Annotated in this window: 24 protein-coding genes; 8 read left to right on the top strand and 16 right to left on the bottom strand. The window is 72.8% G+C overall.

All coding sequences use genetic code 11. From position 1 onward, the window contains the following. Positions 1-130: 130 nt before the first annotated feature. From BJP60_RS03000 to BJP60_RS02985, 4 genes are all read right to left on the bottom strand, one after another. Positions 131-1,501 (bottom strand): FAD-dependent oxidoreductase, encoded by a 1,371-nt coding sequence (locus tag BJP60_RS03000; RefSeq protein WP_203137466.1) that lies wholly within the window; start codon positions 1,499-1,501, stop codon positions 131-133. A gap of 63 nt (positions 1,502-1,564) precedes the next feature. Next, positions 1,565-2,623 carry a polyprenyl synthetase family protein gene (locus BJP60_RS02995; RefSeq protein WP_203137464.1) on the bottom strand — a complete coding sequence of 353 codons (1,059 nt, stop codon included), beginning with the start codon at positions 2,621-2,623 and terminating at the stop codon, positions 1,565-1,567. Continuing rightward, a complete protein-coding gene (locus tag BJP60_RS02990) occupies positions 2,620-3,411 on the bottom strand; it encodes a demethylmenaquinone methyltransferase (RefSeq protein WP_257793734.1) in 792 nt (263 codons plus the stop codon). Before BJP60_RS02990 ends, BJP60_RS02995 begins: the two co-directional genes overlap by 4 nt. Then, positions 3,408-3,950, bottom strand: coding sequence for a DUF402 domain-containing protein (locus BJP60_RS02985; protein WP_203137462.1), 543 nt, complete (start codon positions 3,948-3,950; stop codon positions 3,408-3,410). Before BJP60_RS02985 ends, BJP60_RS02990 begins: the two co-directional genes overlap by 4 nt. Positions 3,951-4,008: 58 nt before the next feature. Between BJP60_RS02985 and BJP60_RS02980 the strand changes: the two genes are divergently transcribed. After that, positions 4,009-5,328, top strand: coding sequence for an isochorismate synthase (locus BJP60_RS02980; protein ID WP_238439532.1), 1,320 nt, complete (start codon positions 4,009-4,011; stop codon positions 5,326-5,328). A gap of 26 nt (positions 5,329-5,354) precedes the next feature. On the opposite strand, the gene BJP60_RS02975 is transcribed toward BJP60_RS02980, so the two are convergent. From BJP60_RS02975 to BJP60_RS02955, 5 genes are read right to left on the bottom strand one after another with little or no spacing between them, the layout of a single operon-like run. After that, entirely contained in the window at positions 5,355-6,596 is a 1,242-nt protein-coding gene (locus BJP60_RS02975) for an FAD-binding protein (protein WP_203137460.1), read from the bottom strand. Next, positions 6,587-7,717: a glycerate kinase gene (locus BJP60_RS02970; protein WP_203137458.1), complete on the bottom strand. Its 1,131-nt coding sequence runs from the start codon at positions 7,715-7,717 to the stop codon at positions 6,587-6,589. The genes BJP60_RS02975 and BJP60_RS02970 overlap by 10 nt, the downstream gene beginning before the upstream one ends. A 21-nt stretch (positions 7,718-7,738) precedes the next feature. Further along, entirely contained in the window at positions 7,739-8,605 is an 867-nt protein-coding gene (locus BJP60_RS02965; protein WP_203137456.1) for a PPK2 family polyphosphate kinase, read from the bottom strand. A gap of 28 nt (positions 8,606-8,633) precedes the next feature. Then, positions 8,634-10,331: a 2-succinyl-5-enolpyruvyl-6-hydroxy-3-cyclohexene-1-carboxylic-acid synthase gene (gene menD / locus BJP60_RS02960; RefSeq protein WP_203137454.1), complete on the bottom strand. Its 1,698-nt coding sequence runs from the start codon at positions 10,329-10,331 to the stop codon at positions 8,634-8,636. After that, the gene (locus BJP60_RS02955) at positions 10,328-10,747 is read right to left on the bottom strand and encodes a PLD nuclease N-terminal domain-containing protein (protein ID WP_203137453.1); all 420 of its coding nucleotides are present in this window, start codon (positions 10,745-10,747) and stop codon (positions 10,328-10,330) included. The genes menD and BJP60_RS02955 overlap by 4 nt, the downstream gene beginning before the upstream one ends. A 91-nt stretch (positions 10,748-10,838) precedes the next feature. Between BJP60_RS02955 and BJP60_RS02950 the strand changes: the two genes are divergently transcribed. Then, on the top strand, positions 10,839-11,174 hold the full coding sequence (locus tag BJP60_RS02950) for a DUF4229 domain-containing protein (RefSeq protein ID WP_203137451.1): 336 nt from the start codon (positions 10,839-10,841) through the stop codon (positions 11,172-11,174). A 49-nt stretch (positions 11,175-11,223) separates the two neighbouring features. Here the strand turns inward: BJP60_RS02950 and BJP60_RS02945 are convergent, their stop codons facing one another. Continuing rightward, on the bottom strand, positions 11,224-12,156 hold the full coding sequence (locus BJP60_RS02945) for a 1,4-dihydroxy-2-naphthoate polyprenyltransferase (protein WP_203138900.1): 933 nt from the start codon (positions 12,154-12,156) through the stop codon (positions 11,224-11,226). Positions 12,157-12,311: 155 nt separating this feature from the next. Between BJP60_RS02945 and BJP60_RS02940 the strand changes: the two genes are divergently transcribed. From BJP60_RS02940 to BJP60_RS02930, 3 genes are read left to right on the top strand one after another with little or no spacing between them, the layout of a single operon-like run. Beyond that, positions 12,312-12,776: a MarR family winged helix-turn-helix transcriptional regulator gene (locus BJP60_RS02940; RefSeq protein ID WP_203137449.1), complete on the top strand. Its 465-nt coding sequence runs from the start codon at positions 12,312-12,314 to the stop codon at positions 12,774-12,776. Positions 12,777-12,822: 46 nt separating this feature from the next. Then, positions 12,823-13,950, top strand: a complete 1,128-nt coding sequence (locus BJP60_RS02935; RefSeq protein WP_203137447.1) for a PQQ-dependent sugar dehydrogenase — start codon at positions 12,823-12,825, stop codon at positions 13,948-13,950. 44 nt (positions 13,951-13,994) lie between these two features. Next, positions 13,995-14,285, top strand: coding sequence for a DUF4287 domain-containing protein (locus BJP60_RS02930; protein ID WP_203137445.1), 291 nt, complete (start codon positions 13,995-13,997; stop codon positions 14,283-14,285). Positions 14,286-14,309: 24 nt separating this feature from the next. Here the strand turns inward: BJP60_RS02930 and BJP60_RS02925 are convergent, their stop codons facing one another. From BJP60_RS02925 to BJP60_RS02915, 3 genes are read right to left on the bottom strand one after another with little or no spacing between them, the layout of a single operon-like run. Next, positions 14,310-15,440, bottom strand: coding sequence for an AMP-binding protein (locus BJP60_RS02925; RefSeq protein ID WP_203137443.1), 1,131 nt, complete (start codon positions 15,438-15,440; stop codon positions 14,310-14,312). A gap of 4 nt (positions 15,441-15,444) precedes the next feature. Next, on the bottom strand, positions 15,445-16,356 hold the full coding sequence (locus BJP60_RS02920) for a 1,4-dihydroxy-2-naphthoyl-CoA synthase (RefSeq protein WP_203137441.1): 912 nt from the start codon (positions 16,354-16,356) through the stop codon (positions 15,445-15,447). Between the two features lie 9 nt (positions 16,357-16,365). Then, the gene (locus tag BJP60_RS02915) at positions 16,366-16,974 is read right to left on the bottom strand and encodes a MerR family transcriptional regulator (RefSeq protein WP_203137439.1); all 609 of its coding nucleotides are present in this window, start codon (positions 16,972-16,974) and stop codon (positions 16,366-16,368) included. Between the two features lie 77 nt (positions 16,975-17,051). On the opposite strand from BJP60_RS02915, the gene BJP60_RS02910 reads away from it, so the two are divergent. Further along, positions 17,052-17,534 carry a DUF4188 domain-containing protein gene (locus tag BJP60_RS02910; protein WP_203137437.1) on the top strand — a complete coding sequence of 161 codons (483 nt, stop codon included), beginning with the start codon at positions 17,052-17,054 and terminating at the stop codon, positions 17,532-17,534. 26 nt (positions 17,535-17,560) lie between these two features. Continuing rightward, the gene (locus tag BJP60_RS02905; protein WP_203137436.1) at positions 17,561-18,388 is read left to right on the top strand and encodes an LLM class F420-dependent oxidoreductase; all 828 of its coding nucleotides are present in this window, start codon (positions 17,561-17,563) and stop codon (positions 18,386-18,388) included. A 42-nt stretch (positions 18,389-18,430) separates the two neighbouring features. Here the strand turns inward: BJP60_RS02905 and BJP60_RS02900 are convergent, their stop codons facing one another. Genes BJP60_RS02900 through BJP60_RS02890 form a run of 3 tightly spaced genes read right to left on the bottom strand, consistent with a single transcriptional unit; the run spans position 18,431 to position 20,571 of the window. After that, on the bottom strand, positions 18,431-19,240 hold the full coding sequence (locus tag BJP60_RS02900) for an LLM class F420-dependent oxidoreductase (protein ID WP_203137433.1): 810 nt from the start codon (positions 19,238-19,240) through the stop codon (positions 18,431-18,433). Positions 19,241-19,249: 9 nt separating this feature from the next. Continuing rightward, positions 19,250-20,212 (bottom strand): HAAS signaling domain-containing protein, encoded by a 963-nt coding sequence (locus BJP60_RS02895; protein ID WP_203137432.1) that lies wholly within the window; start codon positions 20,210-20,212, stop codon positions 19,250-19,252. 29 nt (positions 20,213-20,241) lie between these two features. Beyond that, positions 20,242-20,571: a PadR family transcriptional regulator gene (locus BJP60_RS02890; RefSeq protein WP_203137431.1), complete on the bottom strand. Its 330-nt coding sequence runs from the start codon at positions 20,569-20,571 to the stop codon at positions 20,242-20,244. Between the two features lie 91 nt (positions 20,572-20,662). Here BJP60_RS02890 and BJP60_RS02885 point away from each other — a divergent pair, with 91 nt between their 5' ends. After that, positions 20,663-21,157, top strand: a complete 495-nt coding sequence (locus BJP60_RS02885) for a GNAT family N-acetyltransferase (protein ID WP_203137430.1) — start codon at positions 20,663-20,665, stop codon at positions 21,155-21,157. The last annotated feature ends 3 nt before the right edge of the window (positions 21,158-21,160 follow it).

The raw sequence follows: 21,160 nt of genomic DNA, 5'->3' as shown, positions 1-21,160 counted from the left end.
CACACTCTGCGGCCCGCGTCAAAGAGAACGGCCGACGGCGCGGCGCGCAGGCGCTTCTCGCCGCGCATCGGGCGCCCGGAACGACGAAGCCCGGCCCCTCTCGGGACCGGGCTCCGGCGAGCGATCTCACTCAGTCGCGGGAGATGCGCACCATCTCCTCGCGCGGGACGACCTTGATGCGCGCGCGTCCGTCCGGGGCTCCCAGCTCGACCTCGTGCGCGTCGAGGCGGTGCCAGCCGTCCAGGTCGGTCCACGCCACGCCGCGCTCGGCGAGCAGGGCGGGGATGGCGTCCTCCGAGGGGTCGGCGGGCTGCCACCACGAGCCCTGATCGGTCACGAGGTGCTGGATGGTCTCCATCGCGTCCGACTTGGTGTGGCCGATGAGGCCGACCGGTCCGCGCTTGATCCAGCCGGTCGCGTACATCCCGGGGATGCGCTCGTTCGAGTCGTGCGAGAGCACCTGTCCCTCGTGGTTCGGGATCACGCCGTGCTTCTCGTCGAAGGGCACGCCGGGCAGCGGCGAGCCGAAGTAGCCCACGGCGCGGTAGAGCTGACCCATCGGCACCTCGCGCAGCTCACCCGTGCCGGCGACGCCGCCCTGACCGTCCGGTCGCGTGCGTTCGTAGACGAGGGCGGCGACGCGCCCCTCCTCGTCGGTCTTGACCTCGACGGGCCGGGCCCAGAAGTGCAGGTGAAGCCGGCGCGACGCCGTGCCGCCCGCGTTGTTCGCCGAGTCGCGCTGACGCCACGACTGCAGCACGCGGTCGATGACCTTGACCTGCTTGTTGGTCTCGATCGCGGCCTTCGACGCCTCGTCGTAGTCGAAGTCCTCGTCGTACACGACCATGTCGACGTCGCGCAGCTCGCCGAGCTCGCGCAGCTCGAGAGGCGTGAACTTCACCTGCGCGGGACCGCGGCGGCCGAACACGTGCACGTCGGTGACAGGCGAGGCCTCGAGGATCTCGTAGACGTTCTGCGGCACCTCGGTGGGCAGCAGGTCGATCGCGTGCTTGGCGAGGATGCGCGAGATGTCGAGCGCGACGTTGCCGTTGCCGATCACGCCGACCGACGACGCCGTGAGCGGCCACGTGCGAGGCACATCGGGATGGCCGTCGAACCAGCTCACGAAGTCGGCGGCGCCGAACGAGCCCTCGGCGTCGATGCCGGGGATGTCCAGGTCGGCGTCGCGCACCGCGCCGGTCGCGAAGATGACGGCGTTGTAGTGGCGCTTGAGGTCGTCGAGTGTGATGTCCTCGCCGAAGCGGACGTTCCCGAACAGGCGGATGTCGCCGCGGTCGAGCACCTCGCGCAGCGCGCCGATCACGCCCTTGATGCGCGGGTGGTCGGGCGCGACGCCGTAGCGCACGAGGCCGTACGGGGCGGGGAGGTGCTCGAACAGGTCGATCGAGACGTCGAACTTGCGCTCGGTCTTGAGCAGGATGTCCGCGGCGTAGATGCCGGCGGGTCCTGCGCCGACGATGGCCAGCCTCAGCTTGGTCATTGATTGCCTTTCGTGGATGTGCGCACAGTCTCTCGCGCCGCGGCTGGGCGCTCGCCCGGCACGCTAGCTGCTGCGGTCGACGAGCGACTCGGCGAAGCGGACGAGCGCCTCGCGCACCCCGCCGCGCGGGAGCGGCTCGAGCGCGGCGATCGCCTCGCGGGTCCAGGTCAGCGCGAGCTCTCGCGTGCGGGCGGTCGCGGGGTGGTCGCGCAGATCGGCGAGCGGCTGATCCAGGATCGCCGGGTCCTCCCCCGCGCCGATGCGCGCGACGCCGTCGTCGATGCGCGCGGTCAGGGCGCGGTCTGCGGGGGCATCCGACTGCGCCAGCAGCAGGTACGGCATCGTCGGCACACCCGCGCGCAGGTCGGTGCCGGGCACCTTGCCGGTCTCGGCAGGATCGGCCGAGAGGTCGATCACGTCGTCGAGCAGCTGGAACGCCACGCCGACCTTCTCGCCGTAGAGCCGCAGCGGCTCGTGCGTGCTCTCGGACGCGTCGGAGAAGATCGCCCCGGCCTGCACGGAGGCGGCGATGAGCGATCCGGTCTTGTCGGCGAGCACCTGGATGTAGAACCGGATGGGGTCCTCGCCGGGCTGCACGCCCACGGTCTCGTGCATCTGACCGAGCACGAGGCGCTCGAACGTGTCGGCCTGCAGCGACATGGCCCTGTTGCCCAGGCGCGCCATGATCTGGCTGGCGCGCGAGAACAGCAGGTCGCCCGTGAGGATCGCGATGCTGTTGCCCCACACGCGATGCGCGCTCGCGACGCCGCGGCGGCGGTCCGCCCCGTCCATCACGTCGTCGTGGTACAGCGATCCCAGGTGCGTGAGCTCGAGCGCCGTCGCGGCGTCGATCACGCTCTGGTTCGCCCCGTCGCCGAGCTGTGCGGCGAGCATCGTGAGCATGGGCCGCACACGCTTGCCGCCCGCCTCGTAGAGGTAGCGGGCCGTGGAGTCCACGAGCGCATCGGTGGAGTGCAGCTCCTCGGCGAGGCGCGCCTCGACGATCTCGAGGCCGTCCTCGATCGAGCCGACGAGACGCCTCGATCCGGGCCCGGCGAAAACGCGGTCGCTCAGGCCGAATCGGCTCGCGATGGCGGAGCCCGTCGCCGGTCGGGGTGTCACGACTCCAGCCTACCGGCGGGTCCCGCGCCACGGCGGCCCTCCGGTTCGGCGTCGAAGGACCTCGGCTTGCCGGCGCGGTGCAGGGCGACGATGCCGAAGCTCAGGTCGCGATACGCGACGTCCGTCCAGCCGGCGTCTCGGATCCAGGACGACAGCGTGCGCTGATCCGGCCAGTCCTTGATGGACTCGTTGAGGTAGTCGTACGCCTCGGTGTTCGAGCTCACGGCACGTGCGAGGCGGGGCAGGATGCGGTCGTTGTAGAAGCGGTAGAGACCGCGGACGGCGGGTCGCGGCGGGTGCGAGAACTCGCAGATCACGAGGCGGCCGCCGGGCTTGGTCACGCGCAGGAGCTCGGCGAGCGCGCGCTGCGGCTGCTTGACGTTCCGCAGACCGAACGACATGGTGACCGCGTCGAACTCGGCGTCGTCGAACGGCAGCGCGGTGGCGTCGGCCTCGACGAACTCGAGGTTGCGCACGTCGCCGTGCCGGCGGCGGCCCTCGGCGATCATGCCGGGCGAGAAGTCGGCCGCCACCACGTGCGCGCCGCTGCGGGCGAGCGAGATCGAGGAGGCGCCCGTGCCGGCGGCGAGATCGAGGATGCGCTCGCCGGGCCGCGGCGCGACCGCGCGCGTCGTGGCCGCACGCCAGAGGCGGTCGTTGCCGACGCTCAGCACCGTGTTCGTGACGTCGTACTTCGCGGCGACCTGGTCGAACATGCCGCTGACGCGCGCCGGGTCCTTGCCGAGATCGGCGCGGTTGTGTCCTGGGCGTCCGGCGGCAGAGTTCACGCGTTCGAGTCTAGTTCGGCGAGCCTGGCCAGCCACTGGTCGGCGGTCGCGTCGTCGAACGGGGGCTGGAAGGCCCGCACGCGCCGCTCAAGGTCATGGGCGGTCGCCTCCAGCGCCTCGATCACACGCACGGGGTAGCCGTACCGCACGCGGTGCTCCTCCCACTCGTCCTCGTCGTCGATGTAGACGCCGCGCTCGTCGAGGCGTCGCACGACGTCGAGGTCCATGTCGATCGCCGTGGGGAGCTCCCCGTCCGGCCACTGCACGGCCCACGCGATGTCGATGTAGACGCGGGTCAGCTCGGGCTCGCCGTTCACTGTGAGCACGTAGTCCTGACGGCCCGACGGCAGCATCATGACGCTCGGCGCGGTGGTCGTGACCTCCCGCCCGGGTCGGAAGCTGTGCGATCCGGCCCGCTGTCCGACCCAGTCGCCCCACTGATCAGCGCCGAGGTAGACGCACTCGTGCTCCCAGTGCGGAGAGCCGTCCCACTTGCGCCAGCGGAAGGCGAGCGGGGTACCGGGAGCGGGACGGGGCATGGTCCGAGCCTATGTCGGCCGCAAGGCCCGTCCCGACCGGCGGATCTAAGCTGGAGGGGTGCCCGAACCCCGCTCCCTTCCGCCCGAGGAGCGCGTTCCGCGTCTGATCGCGGAGACCCGGGAGGTGGATCCCGTCGAGGATCCGCTGCGGTGGGCGGACCCGTCGTGGCCGCTCGCGTGGCAGCGACGCGGCGACCTGCTCGTCGGGACGGGGCGCGAGATGCTCCGCATCGACGTGACCGGTCCCGACCGCCTCGCGCGGATCGCGGCGGCCTGGCGCCAGGTGATGGCGGTGGCCGAGATCGACGATGAGGTGCGGCTTCCCGGCACGGGGCTCGTGGCGTTCGGCGCGTTCGCGTTCGACGACGATTCCGCCCAGAGGAGCGTCTTGACCGTGCCGTCGCTGATCCTCGGCCGGCGCGGCGGACGATCGTGGATCACGCGGGTGCGGCACGCGGAGTCGGAGGCGTTCGACAGCGGCTGGGCCGCCGCGCAACCGCGCGAGTACGGTCCGCACTGGTCGGCGACGGTCGGTCCCGGCCGGATGGATCCGGTCGCACACGGCGACGCGGTGCGCCGGGCTCTCGCGGCGATCGAGGCCGGCGAGGTGAAGAAGGTCGTGGTCGCGCGCGACATCGCCGGCACGGCGCCGGTCGACGCCGACCTGCGCCGGCTCGTGCGCGCGCTCGCGAGCGGCTACCCGGATACCTGGACCTTCGCGGTGGAGGGGATCATCGGCGCGAGCCCCGAGACGCTCGTCACCGTGCGCGGCGGCGAGGTGAGCGCACGCGTGCTGGCGGGCACGCGGCCGCGCGGCGCGGACGCCGACGAGGACACCGCGATCATCGCCGAGCTCGCCGCCAACCCGAAGGACGTCGACGAGCACGAGTACGCCGTGCGGTCGGTCGTCGACGCGCTGCGGCCGCACACGTCCGCGCTGGCGGCCGCGGAGCAGCCGTTCACCCTCAAGCTGCCGAACCTCTGGCACCTCGCGACGGACGTCGAGGGGACGCTGTCCGACGGCGCCACCGCGCTCGACATGGTGCGGGCGCTGCACCCCACCGCCGCGGTCGCCGGCACGCCGCGCGACGCGGCCATGGCCGCGATCCGCCGCATCGAGCCGTTCGACCGCGGCCGCTACGCCGGTCCGGTCGGCTGGATCGACGGCAACGGCGACGGCGAGTGGGCGATCGCGTTGCGCTGCGCGCAGTTCGGTGCGCCCGGCGAGCAGACGGAGGACGGCCCGGCCGTCGACGGCGCCGAGACGCGGACCGTCACGGCGCACGCGGGCGGCGGCATCGTCGCGGGCAGCGTGCCCGAGGCCGAGCTGCTCGAGACCCGCGTGAAGTTCCGCCCCATCGTGGACGCCCTCGCGTAGATCGGCCCGCGGCAGGTGCGACGGCTTCAGATCTCGTCGAGGAAGCCGAGGTAGGGGTTGCGCATCCGCCGCTCGGGGTCGAGTTCGCGCGTGAGCGCGGCGAACTCTCCCAGGCGCGGCCAGACCGCGGCGCGCGCCGCGGCCGTCATCGTCGAGAGCTTGCCCCAGTGCGAGCGGGCGTCGAACGCGGCGAGCGCGGCCTCGATCCTCGCCACGACGGCCTCGACCGCCGGCTGGTCCGGCAGCCAGGTGAAGTGCAGTCCCACGGCGTCGGTCTCGTAGGCGGGGCTCAGCCACAGCCGGTCGGCGCGCATCGAGCGGATCTCGGTGACCTGGATCAGCGGGGCGATGTCGTCCGCGAGCTCGCGCAGCGCGCGGATCGCCGCCACCGCATGCCGACGCGGCACGAGGTGCTCGGACTGCAGCTCGGCCCCGCTCGAGGGCGTGTGGCTGAGGCGGAAGTGCGGCAGCCGGTCGAGCCAGCGGCCGGGGTCGCCGAGCTGCGGCGTGCACGCATCCGGCGAGACGCCGGCGAGCATGTGCCGCGGCGCGGTCGCGGGAGCGGGATCGCCCGGGATCGTCGGCGCCTCCTCGGCGCGCGACTTCGTCCAGACCTGGTCGATCACGTCCGGGTCCGTCCACCGCAGGAACAGGCTCACGCTGTAGGCCGCGCCCATCAGCGCGTCGAAGTGCGCGAGCGCCGTCTCGATCGGCAGCTGCTCGTACAGGCGCTGGCGCACCTCGAACGACGGCTCGATGTCGAGCGTGACGCGGGTGACGATGCCGAGTGCGCCGAGCGACACGACCGCGCCGTCGAACATCTCGTCGCCGCGGCGGAGCGTCAGGACGTCCCCGGTCGGGGTCACGAGCTCGAGCCCCGCGACCGTGGACGACAGGGTTCCGACACCGTCGCCGGATCCGTGCGTGCCGGTCGCGATGGCACCGCCGATCGAGATGTGCGGCAGCGACGCGAGGTTCGACAGCGCCCAGCCCCGCTCCTCGAGCGCCCGGGCCAGGTGACCGTAGCGCGTGCCCGCGCCGACCGTGACCGTGCGCGCGTCGGCGTCGATCTCGGGTGGCGCGACGAGACCCGTGGTCGACACCAGGGTGGCCTCGGTGTCGGCAATCAGGCTGAAGGAGTGCCCCGTGCCGAGGGCCCGCACGTGGCCGGGCTGGGACAGGATGTCCCGGACGTCGTCGACCGTCGCGGGCGTCGCGATCCGGCTCGCGCGGAAGCGGACGTTGCCCGCCCAGTTCGTCAGATCCATCGGTCGTCGTCCTCTCCGTCGCGTGCGAGCCGCTCGCCCGCCTCCTGCAGCCAGCGCCGCGGCTCCGCCATCGCCGCGTCCGGGGAGCCGGCGAGCTCGGTCAGGGACACGGCGCGGATGTGGTCCGTGTCGGCGTCGTCGGCGATCCTGCCCGCGACCAGCGCGATCCGCGCTCCGGCCGCGCGCGCCAGACCGGCGACGAACGACGGCGTCTTGCCGTCCGCGGACTGCCCGTCGAACGAGCCCTCGCCCGTGATGACGACACCCGCACCGTCGATCGCGCCGGCGAGGCCGGTCAGCCCGGCGATCTCGGCCGCACCGCCCACGAGGCGCGCGCCCCACGCGAGCAGGCCGAAGCCCGTGCCGCCCGCGGCTCCGGCACCGGGCGTCTCCGGGTCCGCGTCGAGCAGCGTCGCGAGCCGGGCAAGCCCCGCGTCGGCGCGCGCGATCCCCTCGGCGTCGAGGCCCTTCTGCGGGCCGAACACGGCCGCGGCGCCGCGCGGGCCCGTGAGCGGGTTGGTCACGTCGGTGAGCACGAGCACGCCGCCGTCGGGGGCGGGGCGCAGCCGCGTGAGGTCGGCCTTCGCGAGTTCGCCGAAGCCCGCCGCGCCGGGCGGGATCGACAGGTCGTACGCGTCCGTGAACCGCGCACCCAGCGCCGTGAGGGCGCCGATGCCGCCGTCCGTGGAGGCGCTGGAGCCGATTCCGAGGATGAGCCGCGAGACGCCGTGATCCAGCGCCGCGCGGATCGCCTGCCCGAAGCCGAGCGTCGACGCGTCGCGGCCGCGGAGCCCTGCCCCCAGCAGCTCGATGCCCGACGTCGAGGCGAGCTCCACCACACCCGTGCCGCCGGGCGCATCGTCGTTCGGCGGCAGCAGCAGCCACGCGGCGTCGACGGGCATCCCCGCCGGACCGGTGACGCGCACCGGCATCCGCCGGGCGTCCGGGATCGCGGTGGCGAAGGCGTCGATCGTGCCCTCGCCGCCATCCGCCATGGGGCGCAGGACGACGTCGTCCCCCGGCCGCCCGCTCAGCCATCCGTCCGCGAGCGCCCTCGCCGCCTCGGCGGCGGGGCACGTGCCCTTGAAGCTGTCGGGAGCGATGACGACGCGGGTGCTCACCCGCCCAGCCTAGGCCCGGGCTCAGAGCGTCGCGCGGAGCCGCTGCTTCTCGTGCTCGACGTCGAAGTCGGCAGCGGGCCACTGGGGGTCGATGGCCTCGAGGGTCTCCAGCAGCAGCTCCTGCACCGCCAGGCGCGCGTACCACTTGCGGTTCGCGGGCACCACGTACCAGGGCGCGTCGTCGGTCGACGTGCGCGCGATGGCGGTCTGATACGCGTCCATGTACGCCGACCAGTGCGCGCGCTCGTCCACGTCGCCGGGGTTGTACTTCCAGTGCTTGTCGGGGCGCTCGAGGCGCTCCATCAGCCGCTCCCCCTGCTCCTGCGGCGAGATGTGCAGCATGACCTTGACGATCCGGGTGCCGCGGTCGGCCACGCGCCGCTCGAAGTCGACGATCGCGCCGTAGCGGCGCTCGAGCTCCTGCCGGTCGGCCAGCCCGCGCACCCGGCCGATCAGCACGTCCTCGTAGTGCGAGCGGTCGAACACCCCGATGAGGCCGGCACCGGGGAGGCGCTTCTCGATGCGCCACAGGAAGTCGTGCGCGAGCTCCTCCTCGGTCGGCGCCTTGAAGGCCGCGAGCTGGATCCCCTGCGGATCGACGCCGCCGACGACGTGGCGCACCACGCCACCCTTGCCCGCCGAGTCCATCGCCTGCAGCACGAGCAGCACCGAGTCCTTGGCGGTGCCGCCGCGGCTGGCCGCGTATAGCCGCTCCTGGTACTCGGCGAGCTGGGCGAGCCCCGCCTTCAGGTCGGCCGCCCCGTCGTGCTTGTCACCGGCGTAGCCGGGCGTCGACTCCGGATCGATGTCCGCGAGCCGCACGCCCTTCGTCACCCGCAGCGCGTGCACGGCGTCGTCGGTCCAGTGGGTCTGACTCTGGGCGATCATGCGCCCTTTTCTACCGGATAGGAGCCCCTCAGCGGTCGAGCGGGACCTCGATGATCCGGCGCTTCCCGGGGGCGATCAGCGCCTGGTCGAGCGCGGATCGCGTGGTCACGCGCGTGTGCTCCCAGCCGTAGGCCGCGGCGAGCGCCGCGAGATCCGCGGCCTGCGGGGTGTACTGCACGCGCTCCATGTCGTCGCGCGAGGCGAGGGCCGCGACCTCGAGACCGTCGAAGATCGTGCCGCCGCCGTCGTTCGCGACGATCAGCTGGATGCGGGGGTCCTGCTCCGACACCGGCAGCAGCAGGGCGCCGACGTCGTGCAGCAGCGTGAGGTCGCCGAGGAGGACGCGTGTCAGGCCAGGGCGGTCGCCGTCCTGGCTCGCAAGCGCGATGCCGAGTGCGGTCGCGATCGTGCCGTCGATGCCCGCGAGTCCGCGGTTCGCGTGCACGGGCACGCGCTTTCCGGGCAGCACGGCGTCGGCCACGCGCACGATGCGCGACGACCCGAACATCAGCCGGTCGTGCGGCCACGTCGCCGCCCACACCGCCGCCACGAGCTGTTCCCGGTCGAGCGGTCGCCGCACGGCGTCGAGCTCCGCACGGTTCGCCTGCGCGCGGGCGCGCGGATCCGTCGACGACAGTCCGGCGAGATCCGGTGCCGGCGCGTCGAGGTCGACGACCTGCGCGGCCGACGCGCGCATCCACGCCCCGAGCCACGCGCGATCCGGATCGCCCGGCGTCACCGCGACCGCGTCGACGTGCGTCGTCTCATGGTTGAGATCGAGATCCTCGCCGGGGCCGCGCACCGCGACGACCTCGACGTCCGCGCGGGACAGCAGCGCCGCCACCTCGCGCGACAGGGTCGGATGCCCGAAGACGACCACGCGCTGTATGCGGCCGCCGAGCTCGGCATCGCGCAGCAGCGTGCGGTAACCGTGCACGATCTGGCGCCCGTAGCGCGATCCGCTCACGATCTCGGCGATCAGCGGCCAGCCGCCTTCGTGCGCGAGCTGCTCGGCCGCGGCTCCGGCGTCCGCTCCCGCGACGACCACCGTGCGCGGGCCGTGCGCGAGGGCGTGCGCGCCGGAGCCCGCGGGGTGGGAGGCGGCGTCCTCTCCGCCGTGGGCGCGCGGTTCCCGGAGGTCCTGCGGGGGACCCGTGAACCACTCGGGCAGCTCCCCCGCGAGCGGCTCGCGATACGGCAGGTTCAGGTGCGCGGGGCCGGGGATCGGTGCGACGGCCGCGTCGTAGGCGCGGTCCGCGAGCGCGCGCACCGCGGCATCCTGATCCGGATCGCCGGACGGGACGGGCGCGTCGACCGCGAAGCGCGTGAACTCTCCGAAGATGCCCGGCTGGGTCGTCGCCTGGTTCGCGCCGATGCCGCGCAGCTCGGGCGGCCGGTCGGCCGTGAGCAGCAGCAGCGGCACGCCGGAGTGGTGCGCCTCGAGGACGGCCGGCAGCAGGTTCGCCACGGCGGTGCCGGACGTGCAGATCACGGCCGCGGGCTCGCGCGTCTCGCGTCCGATGCCCAGCGCCGTGAAGCCGGCGACGCGCTCGTCGATCCGCACGTGCAGCCGGATGCGTCCGGCACGCTCGAGCGCGGCGGCCGCGAGGGCCAGCGCCTGGGAGCGCGACCCGGGGCTCACGACGACGTGCCGAACACCCCGTGCGACGAGCTCGTCGAGCAGCGCGGCCGCGGCGTCGCTCGCGGGCGAGCCGGCGGGCGTCACGTCAGGGCGTCCCCGCCGCGGCGGCCGCGGGGGTCATCGTCCGTGCCCGGCTCCTCGGGCTTGTCGTCGTCGGGCTCGTTCCCCTGCGCCGGGGAGGCGTCGTCCTCCGAGTCCAGGCGCGCGAGCTCCTCCTCGAGCAGGCGGATGCGCTCGTCCTGGTCGCTCACGCCCTTCAGCGTGCCGAGGAAGTTCGGGTCGTCGTCGGGCGCGAGCACGCGCCCGGGAGGCTGCTTGCGGGCACGTCCCAGCAGGAACCACAGGATGCCGCCCAGCACGGGGATCAGCACAACGATCGCGATCCACGCCCCCTTCGACACTCCGCGGTGGCGCGACGGAGGCTGTACCGCGCAGTCGACGATGCTGAAGACCCAGAACACGACGGCGGCGATGCCGAGGACGATGAGAAGGCGTGCCACCTCCTCATCCTAGGCGCGCTGCCTGTGCACGGGATCGGCTTGACATCCGTCGGCCCGGTGCTTGCTCAGGCGCCGAATCTAGACTCGTGGCGTGAAGAAGTCGGCCGGTGTCTCCCTCCTCGTCTACTCGGTGCTGCGCCTCGCGGCGTTCCTGGTGCCGTTCGGCCTGATGATGCTGCTGCCCGCCTTCCACGAGCTGTGGTGGCTCGCCGCGATCTTCGCCGCGCTCATCGGCGTGAGCATCTCGGTGCTGTTCCTGCGCCGCCCGCTCGCGCAGGTGTCGCAGTCGCTCGCGGCCCGCCGCGAGGCGGCCGAGAGCGCGCCGCGCGGCAAGACCGAGCGCGAGATCGAGGACGAACTCGAGGACGAGGCGAACGAGCGCGCCTCGCGCGGCGGCGTCTCCGGGCCGACGAACCGCGAGGAGTGACCCTCCCGTCGCCGGGCGGAGGGAGCGCGACCACGCCGGACGATCCGGCTCAGCCCACGAACGCCCAGAACAGGAAGCCGGCGTAGCCGAGCGACGTCAGGGACGTCAGCGCGAGTGCCGTGACCAGCTCGCGCGGCTGACGGTAGGTCCAGACGATCAGGATGGCGGGGCCGGCGGCGAGCAGCGCGAGCGAGGCCAGCCACGCGATCGGGTAGAAGAACGCCAGGAACCACGTCGTGGCGAAGGCCAGCAGGACGAACACCGTGTACAGGACCTGCGTGGCGCGACGGCCGATCAGCACGCTGAGCGTGCGCTTGCCGACGCGTGCGTCCTGCTCGATGTCGCGCAGGTTGTTCGCGAGCAGCACGGCGCACGCCAGCAGACCCGCGCCGATCGCGCCGAGCCACGCCTCCTGCGGCAGCGCGAGGGCCTGCACCCACGTCGTGCCGAGCGTCGCCACGAGGCCGAAGAAGACGAAGACGAACACCTCGCCCAGCGCGTTGTAGCCGTAGGGGCGCTTGCCGCCCGTGTAGAACCAGGCGGCGATGATCGAGGCGGCGCCCACGGCGATGAACCACCACTGCTGCGTGCGGATCGTGATCGCCAGACCCGCGACGGCCGCGATCGCGAAGAACACGAAGGCGACAATGAGCACGGTGCGCGGCCGCACCCGTCCCGAGGCGGTCAGGCGCGCGGGTCCCACGCGGTGCGCATCGGTGCCGCGGATGCCGTCGCTGTAGTCGTTGGCGTAGTTCACGCCGATCTGCAGGGCGACCGCGACGACGAGGCACGTGAGCGCGATGACCCAGTGGAACACGCCGGTCACGAGGATCGCGGCGCCCGTGCCGATCACGACGGGCGCGACCGCGAGGGGAAGCGTGCGCAGCCGGGAGGCGCCGATCCAGTCGCCGAGCGTCACGGGACGCGTCGCCGGCGACGCCGCGGTGCGCGATGCGCCGCGCTTGGCCGGGTTGCCGCTCATGCCTCGGGTGCTGGTCTGCCTCTTCGCCACGATGGACGATCTTACTTTCCGCGCCCTCCCTTACTCGGCGGTCGCCGCCCCCACCGCGCCCTCCGTCCCTTCCGCGACGCCGACGCACGGCGCCGACATGCTTCGCGCTGGGGCAGGATGAACGGGTGGACGACCCGATCGACGATGCGCCGGAGCCCCTGCGGCACCTCGGTCATCTGCTGCGTCGTGCGCAGCAGATGCACCTCGCCGCGTGGCAGCGCGACGTCTCCCGCGACGTCACGAGCGTGCAGTACGCCGTCCTGACCGTGCTCGAGCGCCTGCCCGGCTCGAGCCAGGCGACACTCGGGGCCGAGCTCGATCTCGACCGGTCCACGATCGCGGACCTCGTGGCCCGCATGACGCGGCGCGGCCTGATCGAGCGAGCGCTGGATGCGTCCGACCGCCGGCGCAACGTGCTGAAGCTGACGGACGCCGGCCGCGCCACGGTGGCCGAGCTGCGGCCCCGCGTCGCCGGGCTCGAGTCGGTCATGGCCGGGGAGCTGGACGCGCGGGATCGCCGCGAGCTGCGCCGCATGCTGCGCGCCATGCTGGCGGGCGCCCAGCGCGAGGGGCTGCTGTCCGGGGAGTGACCCGGCGCCCTCCCGCGCGCTCCCGGCTCGGCGGTACCGTGTCCCCATGACGGCTCGGGTGGCGGTGCTGCTGGTGGGGGTGGCGCTCGCGGTCGCGGGCTGCGCCGCAGCGGATCCCGACCCCACGGCCGCTCCCCCGGCCGCGACGACCTCACCGTCCGCCGCGGATCCGGCGGCGACGGATCCGCCCTCCACCGCCCCCGCCGCCCCGACCGGGCCCCAGGTGGTCGCGACCGGGCTCGAGGCGCCGTGGTCCATTGCGCGCTCGGACGATCTCGTGCTGGTGAGCGAGCGCGACTCGGGGCGCATCCTGCGTCTCGCCGAGGACGGCAGGGCGCACGAGGTCGGCGTCGTGGAGGGCGTGGTCGCCGACGGCGAGGGCGGCCTGCTCGGTCTCGCGTTCGACGACGAGGGGCGCCTGTACGCCTACTCGAAGGCCGCGGGCGGCAACCGCATCCAGCGGATCGAGCTGACGGGCGACCCCGCCGCCCCGTCCCTGGGCGCGGCGGAGACGATCCTCGACGGCCTGCCCACGAGCAACATCCACAACGGCGGACGCATCCACTTCGGGCCCGACGGCATGCTGTACGCGTCGGTCGGCGACGCCGGCGACCCGGCGAGCGCGCAGGATCCGTCCGTGCTCGGCGGGAAGATCCTGCGCATGACGCCGGACGGCGACCCCGCCCCCGGCAACCCGGATCCGGCGACGCTCGTCTACTCGATGGGTCACCGCAACGTGCAGGGATTCGGGTGGGCCCCGGACGGCACGATGTTCGCCACGGAGTTCGGACAGGACACCTGGGACGAGCTCAACCGCATCGAGGCCGGCGGCAACTACGGCTGGCCGGAGGTCGAGGGCGCGGGAGGCGAGGCCGGCGGCTTCCTCGACCCCGTGCAGCAGTGGACCACGCCGGAGGCGAGCCCGAGCGGCCTGGCGATCGTCGACGACGTGATCCTGATCGCGAACCTGCGCGGCTCGCTCCTGCGCGCGGTCGCGGTGGCCGACCCGGGGAACGCCGTCGAGCTGCATCGCGGCGAGTTCGGCCGCCTGCGCGACGTGATCGCGGCGCCGGACGGCGGCATCTGGATCCTCACCAACAACACGGACGGCCGCGGCGACCCCGGCCCCGACGACGACCGGATCATCCGGATCGACCTTCCCGCCGTCGGCTGAGTCCCACCAGACGCCCATCCCCACCCCATCCAGGAGTTCCGCTGATGTCCTTCCAGTCCTACCTCGACAACATCGAGACCAAGACCGGCGTCACGCCGCGTCGCTTCATCGAGCTCGCCGCCGAGCGCGGCTTCGGCCCGGGCACCAAGGCCACGCCGATCGTGCAGTGGCTCGCCGACGAGTACGGGCTCGGCCGTGGACACGCGATGGCGCTCGTGCACGTCATCACGAAGGGCGACCGGATCGACGACAAGCACGTCGGCTCGGCCGGCGTGCACCGCGACGACTCGGACCGTCTCTGGCTCGACGGCAAGGACACCAAACCGACGGCCTGAGCCGGCGCGGCATCCGTCCGGGCGTCAGCGCGAGGCGAGTCGCGTCAGCGTCTGCCGATCGGGCTTTCCGGACGCCAGGCGCGGGATCTCGTCCACCAGCAGGATGCGCGTCGGACGGGCGGGCTTTCCGACCTGCGCCCCGACGGCCTCGCGCACCGCGGCGAGCGCGGCGTCGGGCTCGGGAACGTCTCCCCGCCGGGCGACGAGCACGGGGGTCTCGCCCCAGCGCTCGTCCGGCGCGCCGACCACGACGGCGTCCAGCACCTCGCGCGCGACGCGCTCGACGCGGTCGAGGGAGACGTTGACCCCGCCCGAGACGATGACGTTGTCGATGCGTCCCGCGACCTGCACGCGTCCGTCGCTCACGGTGCCGGCGTCGCCCGTGCGGTACCAGCGCACACCGGTGTCGTCGCGCACGAACACCCGATCTGTCAGCGCGGCGTCGGCAAGGTAGCCGCCCGCGAGGGTGGGGCCGGCGATCCGCAGCTCTCCGTCGACCGAGACGACGCGCACGCCGTCGAGCGGCACGCCGTCGTACACGCACCCGCCCGCGGTCTCGCTCGATCCGTACGTCCGGACGATCCGCGCCCCGAGCGCGGCGGCGCGCTCCCGCAGCACGACGGGCAGCGCCTGCCCGCCGATCAGGATCGCCTCGAACGAGGCGAGGGCCCGGCCGACCGCGCGATCCTCGACGGAAGCGTCGACGAGCGTCTGCAGCTGCGCCGGCACGAGCGACGTGTAGGTCGGCACGCGCTCGCCGCCGCGCGCGGAGTGCATCCCCGAGACGACATGCGCGAACGCCGCGGCAGAGAACCGCCCCGACAGGATCGCGGGCTCGGTGCCCTGCACCAGCGAGCGCACGAGCACCTGCATGCCGGCGACATAGGACGCGGGAAGCGCGAGCAGCCACTGGCCGGACCCGATGCGCTCGGCCGTCGCGAGGGCGCTCGAGGTGAGCGCGGCGCGCGACAGCATCACGCTCTTGGGCACGCCGCTGGATCCGGAGGTCGTCACGACCGCCGCGATGCCGGCCGGCACCGTCTCGGGCAGGGGTCCGCCGCCGCCGAGCGCGACCGCGGGGCCCGCCCCGAGTGCGGAGCGCAGCGCCCGCAGCACGGAGCGCGGGTCGTCGGAGTCGAGCGGCTCGAGCCTCATCGCGTCAGTAGTGCCACGGGAAGGGCGACCAGTCGGGCTCGCGCTTCTCCAGGAAGGAGTCGCGGCCCTCCACCGCCTCGTCCGTGCCGTACGCGAGACGGGTGGTCTCTCCCGCGAAGACCTGCAGCCCCGGCAGGCCGTCGTCGACCGCGTTGAAGGCGAACTTCAGCATCCGGATCGCCGTGGGCGACTTGGTCAGGATGACCCGCGCCATCGCGATCGCCTCGCGCTCGAGGTCTTCGTGGCGCACGACCCGGTTCACGGCGCCCATCTCGTACATGCGCTGGGCCGAATGCTCCTCGGCGAGGAAGAACACCTCGCGCGCGAACTTCTGACCGATCTGGCGCGCGAAGTAGGCCGAGCCGTATCCCGCATCGAAGGAGCCGACATCCGCGTCGGTCTGCTTGAAGCGGCCGTGCTCGGCCGAAGCGATCGTGAGGTCGCACACGACGTGCAGCGAGTGCCCGCCGCCGGCGGCCCAGCCGGGCACGACGGCTATGACGACCTTCGGCATGAACCGGATCAGCCGCTGCACCTCGAGGATGTGCAGCCGGCCGGCGCGGGCGGCGTCGCTGACCGAGGTCTCGTCCTCCGAGTACTTGTAGCCGTCGCGCCCGCGGATGCGCTGGTCGCCGCCCGAGCAGAACGCCCAGCCGCCGTCCTTCGGGCTGGGGCCGTTTCCCGTCAGCAGCACCACGCCGATCCGGGGGTCCTGCCGTGCGGAGTCGAGCGCGCGATACAGCTCGTCCACCGTGGCGGGCCGGAACGCGTTGCGCACCTCCGGGCGGTCGAAGGCGATGCGGGCGATGCGGCCGTCCTTCGACACGTGCGCGGTGATGTCGCGGTACGCCGAGGCGCCGGGAGCCACGTCCCACTCGGACGGGTCGAACAGGTCGGAGACGAAGGTGCCGGTCACCGCTCCAGCCTATTCGGCGGTGCGGAAGCGGCGCCGGGCGGCGTCCTGATGCGCGACCCGACGCAGCGCGAGCAGCAGTGGCTCGACGAGAACCGTGCCGAGCACGGCGTAGCGCACGGCCTCCTCGGCGGAGCCGTCCGGCAGGTTGGCGATCTCGGCGGCGGCGATGCGGTGGATCCCCTCCAGGTACGCCTCGAGGTTCTCGGCTCCGATCTCGAAGCCCGCGGCGTCCAGGGCCGCGAGCGCCTGGGCGACGCCCGCGACCTCCGGGCCGTCGGGCTCAGCCCTCCAGCCGGCCCGCGCGATCAGCGCGAGGGCGTCGGCGGGATCGGCGGGCTCCGCCGCCGACGCGGTCGCGTGCTGAGCACGGCCGAGCGTCGCGAACACGTCCGGCTCCGGCGCGTCCATCGTCGCGAGCACCGCACGCACCTGCGCGATGCTCAGCCGGGCGGGCCCGAGCAGGGCGCGCACGAGCCGCAGGCGCCGCAGGTGCGCGTCGTCGTACTGCGCCTGCGTCGCGGCGGTCAGCCGCCCGGGAGGCAGCAGGCCCTCGCGCAGGTAGTACTTGACGGTCGCGACGGGGATGTCCGCGGCGCGTGCGAGCTCGGAGATGCGCATGAGACCTCTTGACATTGGATAGTTTTGCTCTCCAATATTGGAGAGTCGCACTCACCAGTATGCCGAGGAGGCCGGCGATGATCGTGAACCCGGGCCGCATGACCCATGACCACGACGGCGAGCTCGTCGTCTTCCTGGTCGGGATGCGCATCAACCGCTGGTCGCGCCCCGATCTGTGGTGGCCGACGCTGACCGCGATGCCGCCCATGATGAGGGAGCTGGCCGGCGATCCGGCGTCCGGCATGCTCGCACAGCGCCTGTTCGGCTTCCCCCGCTCACCGACCGTGCTGCAGTACTGGACGAGCGTCGAGAAGCTGTACGCGTACGCCTCCGACCGCGACGCGTCGCACCGCCCGGCGTGGGCGGCCTTCAACCGGCGCGCTCGCGACGCGCGGGGTGCGGTCGGGATCTGGCACGAGACGTTCTCGATCGCGCGCGCCGAGTCGATCTACGTCGGCATGCCGCCCACCGGCCTGGGCGCGGCGACCTCGCTCAAGCCCGTGACGGCGCGACTCGATCGCGCCCGCCAGCGCTTCGACGCGGAGGGCGATCCCGTCTGAGCCGCGCCGCCTGCGAGACTCGAGGCATGGACACCCGGATCGCCGTGCAGATCAAGCCGCAGCACGCCTCCATCGCGGAACTCCGCCGCGCGGTCGCGAAGGTCGAGGAGGCCGGCGCCGACATCGTCTTCAACTGGGACCACTTCTTCCCGCTCTCCGGCGATCCGGACGGCCTGCACTTCGAGTGCTGGAGCCTGCTCGCCGCGTGGGCCGAGGCGACGGAGCGGATCGAGCTGGGTCCGCTCGTGACGGGGACCGGCTACCGCAATCCGCAGCTGCTCGCCGACATGGCGCGGACGGTCGATCACCTTTCGGCGCGGGACGGCGCGGGGCGCCTGATTCTCGGGATCGGCGCGGGCTGGTTCGAGCGCGACTACGACGAGTACGGCTATGCGCCGTTCGGCACGCCGGGCAGCCGCCTCGACCGGCTCGAGGGCGACCTCGAGCTCATCCGCTCGCGCTGGGGCGCACTCAACCCCGCCCCCACCCGCGACATCCCCATCCTGATCGGCGGCGGAGGGGAGCGCAAGACGCTGCGGATCGCGGCCACGCACGCGGACATCTGGCACAGCTTCGGCGACGCGGAGACGATCGCGCACAAGAGCGCCGTGCTCGACGAGTGGTGCGCGAAGGTCGGGCGCGATCCGTCCGAGATCGTCCGCAGCGCGGGCGTCTCGCCCAAGCCGGGCCGCTTCCCCGAGGACCTGGACGACTACGTCGGGCACGCCGAGAGGCTGCACGCCGTGGGCGTCCGGCTGCTGACCGTGGGCTATGAGGCGCCGACGTGGGATCTCGGGCCTTTGCGGGATCTCATCGCATGGCGCGACGAGAAGCGGCGCCCGGCCGCGTCGTGACGCGACCGAGCGGCTCACGCCGCCCGATGCGCGACAGCCCGGTCAGGCGTTCTTGGCGTCGCGCCAGGCGAGCCAGCGCTCGACGCGCGCGAAGTCGATTTCGGGTCCGGTCACGTCGCACGTGAACAGGCGCACGCCCGCGTCGTAGAGCGCATCGGCGCGGTCGACATGGTCGCCGCTGACCTGGTTCGACAGCACGAGCGTGCCGAGGTCGCGCTGCTCCTTCTCGGCCCACCGCTTCAGCACGTCGAGCTTGTGCCCGTAGTCCTCGGGGCGGACGAAGCTGTGCCAGATGTCGGCGTGACGCGCCACGAGGCGCAGGGTCTTCTGCTCCCCCGCACCGCCGATCAGGATCGGGATGTCGCGCGTGGGCTCGGGGTTCAGCTGCGCCCAGCGCGACTCGATCCGGGGAAGCGCCTCGGCGAGGTCGTCCAGGCGCGATCCGGCGGTGCCGAACTCGTAGCCGTACTCGTCGTAGTCGCGCTCGAACCATCCCGATCCGGTCGCGAAGATGAAGCGGCCCGTGTCGCCGCCCTTCTTCGAGATGTGGTCGATCGTGCGGGCCATGTCGGCCTGCAGGTCCGGGTTGCGGTAGCTGTTGCAGTTCACCAGCGGCCCGAACTCCACGCGCTCGGTCTGCTCGGCCCAGGCCGCCAGCATCGTCCAGCCCTCGAAGTGGGTGCCGTCGGGGTCGCCCGACAGCGGGAAGAAGTGATCCCAGTTGAACAGGACGTCGACTCCCATGTCCTCGAGGCGCGTCACGGCGTCGCGGATCACGGAGTACGACGCGTGGTGCTGCGGGGCGATCTGCACGCCGAGGCGGACGGGGATGTCGGTGGAGAAGTCGGGCATGGCGTCAGGCTATCGGTGCACGGGACGGCCGCGGCGGGCCTTGAGGAATCCGTCGGCGATGCTCCACAGCGGGAATCCGACGAGGCACACGCCGATGATGATCCCGACGATCCGGACGGGCTCCTCTCCCGCGTGCTGCACGAACAGGCTCACGGCATCGGCGTTCCACAGCAGTCCGCTCGCGTGCAGCCACAGGCCGATGCCGCCCACCGCCAGCGCCAGCACCGCGTTGGCGATCGCGGCCGGGTAGGTCCAGCGGCGGGCGAGATGCACGCCGAGCAGGATGAAGGCGCTGATCGCGGCCGCGCCCGGGATCACCACGAGCGTCCAGGGCCACAGGGCGGGATTCAGCAGCGGCAGGACGCGGCCTTCCGCGACGTCCCACGGGACGTAGTCGATGAAGCGGTCCCAGAGCACCAGTGCCGCGGCGATCACGACGAACGCCAGCGCGAGGATCACCTCGGCACGGGATGCGCGCGCCTCGGTTGCGAGCGGCAGCTCGTCGGGCGTCCACTCGCGCACCGGCCCGGGCGTCTGCGCGCGCTCGGCGATCCAGAACGCGAACGTCGTCCAGAACGCCAGGTGCACGGCCACGGAGATCAGCACGCCGATCCCGCCGCCCAGCATCGTGCCCACGGACGCGCCCGCGATGGCCTGGCCGAGCACCCAGGCGAACGCGACGCACGGCAGCACGATCCACAGCAGCAGCTTCAGCAGCCGCAGCCAATCGAGGTAGTACGCGGGACCGATCAGGTGCAGCGGGCGGTCGGCATAGCGCGCCGCGAGGATCGCCGGATCGCCCAGCTCGGTGAGCACCGAGCGCTCGGCGGCGTCGCCGGGCTCGCCGGCCTCGAGGCGCGGCTCGAGCTGGTCGGCGATCGAGGCGCGCAGCTCGGCGGCGATGTCGTCGCGCGAGGTCGGCGGGACCGAGCGTGTGGCGGCGTCGACGTAGCGGTCGAGGAGTTCGGACATCTTGTCCTCCAGGGACAGGTGGGGTGGAGTCAGTCGGAGAGTCCGCCGAGCGCGTCGGAGATCGCGCGCCAGTCGGCGAACAGGGTGTCGGCGAGGCGTGTGCCCGCCTCGGAGGTGCGGTAGAACTTGCGGGGCCGCGCCTCGTCGGTGTTCCACTCGCTGGTGAGGTGCCCCTGCTTCTCGAGGCGCCGCAGCAGCGGATAGAGCGTGTTCGCGTCGGTCGGAAACCCCGCGGCGCCCAACTGCTCGAGGAGCCCGTACCCGTAGCCCGGCGTGCGCAGCAGATGCAGGCACGCGAGCACGAGGGTTCCCCGGCGCAGCTCCTGCCGGTGGGTCTCGATGTCGCCGCGTTCTTCCATGCGTGTCACATTACTGTGCGAGACACACCATTGCAAGAGACACAATGACCTGAGCCACACAACCCCTCGCGCGCCCCGATACGCTGGCGGGATGCAGACCCTCGCCGACGGCGCCATCCTGCGCCGCGCCCTCCCCTCCGACGTCCCGGGCATCTTCGCGCGCATCGTGGACCTCGCCGTCTACGAGCGCGAGCCGGACGCCGTGACCGGGACGCCGGAGATGCTCGAGGCGGCGCTGTTCGGCGAGAAGCCCACCGTGTACGCGCACGTGGTCGAGCACGAGGGCGAGGTCGCGGCCATCGCGATCTGGTTCCTGAACTACTCGACGTGGACGGGCCGCAACGGCATCTACCTCGAGGACCTCATCGTGAAGGAGACGCACCGCGGGCGCGGGTACGGGCTCGCACTGATGCGCGCGCTCGCGCGGGAGTGCGTCGAGAACGGCTACACGCGGTTCGAGTGGTCGGTGCTCGACTGGAACGAGCCCTCGATCCGCTTCTACCGTCAGATCGGCGCGATCGGCATGGACGCCTGGACCGTGCAGCGCGTCGACGGCGACGCGCTCGCCGCGCTCGCCGCCGGCTGAGCG

Source organism: Microbacterium sp. JZ31, from assembly GCF_016805985.1.
GTDB lineage: Bacteria > Actinomycetota > Actinomycetes > Actinomycetales > Microbacteriaceae > Microbacterium.
The sequence above is the reverse complement of the archived record's forward strand: the minus strand, read 5'-3'. Positions and strand labels throughout refer to the sequence as shown.

Bases quoted from the DNA above. Each gene is read 5' to 3' on its own strand.
- BJP60_RS03000 (WP_203137466.1), bottom strand. From the start codon at position 1,501: ATGACCAAGCTGAGGCTGGCCATCGTCGGCGCAGGACCCGCCGGCATC.
- BJP60_RS02985 (WP_203137462.1), bottom strand. From the start codon at position 3,950: ATGCCCCGTCCCGCTCCCGGTACCCCGCTCGCCTTCCGCTGGCGCAAG.
- BJP60_RS02975 (WP_203137460.1), bottom strand. From the start codon at position 6,596: ATGGATCTGACGAACTGGGCGGGCAACGTCCGCTTCCGCGCGAGCCGG.
- BJP60_RS02965 (WP_203137456.1), bottom strand. From the start codon at position 8,605: ATGATCGCCCAGAGTCAGACCCACTGGACCGACGACGCCGTGCACGCG.
- BJP60_RS02945 (WP_203138900.1), bottom strand. From the start codon at position 12,156: ATGAGCGGCAACCCGGCCAAGCGCGGCGCATCGCGCACCGCGGCGTCG.
- BJP60_RS02935 (WP_203137447.1), top strand. From the start codon at position 12,823: ATGACGGCTCGGGTGGCGGTGCTGCTGGTGGGGGTGGCGCTCGCGGTC.
- BJP60_RS02930 (WP_203137445.1), top strand. From the start codon at position 13,995: ATGTCCTTCCAGTCCTACCTCGACAACATCGAGACCAAGACCGGCGTC.
- BJP60_RS02925 (WP_203137443.1), bottom strand. From the start codon at position 15,440: ATGAGGCTCGAGCCGCTCGACTCCGACGACCCGCGCTCCGTGCTGCGG.
- BJP60_RS02915 (WP_203137439.1), bottom strand. From the start codon at position 16,974: ATGCGCATCTCCGAGCTCGCACGCGCCGCGGACATCCCCGTCGCGACC.
- BJP60_RS02910 (WP_203137437.1), top strand. From the start codon at position 17,052: ATGATCGTGAACCCGGGCCGCATGACCCATGACCACGACGGCGAGCTC.
- BJP60_RS02905 (WP_203137436.1), top strand. From the start codon at position 17,561: ATGGACACCCGGATCGCCGTGCAGATCAAGCCGCAGCACGCCTCCATC.
- BJP60_RS02900 (WP_203137433.1), bottom strand. From the start codon at position 19,240: ATGCCCGACTTCTCCACCGACATCCCCGTCCGCCTCGGCGTGCAGATC.
- BJP60_RS02895 (WP_203137432.1), bottom strand. From the start codon at position 20,212: ATGTCCGAACTCCTCGACCGCTACGTCGACGCCGCCACACGCTCGGTC.
- BJP60_RS02890 (WP_203137431.1), bottom strand. From the start codon at position 20,571: ATGGAAGAACGCGGCGACATCGAGACCCACCGGCAGGAGCTGCGCCGG.
- BJP60_RS02885 (WP_203137430.1), top strand. From the start codon at position 20,663: ATGCAGACCCTCGCCGACGGCGCCATCCTGCGCCGCGCCCTCCCCTCC.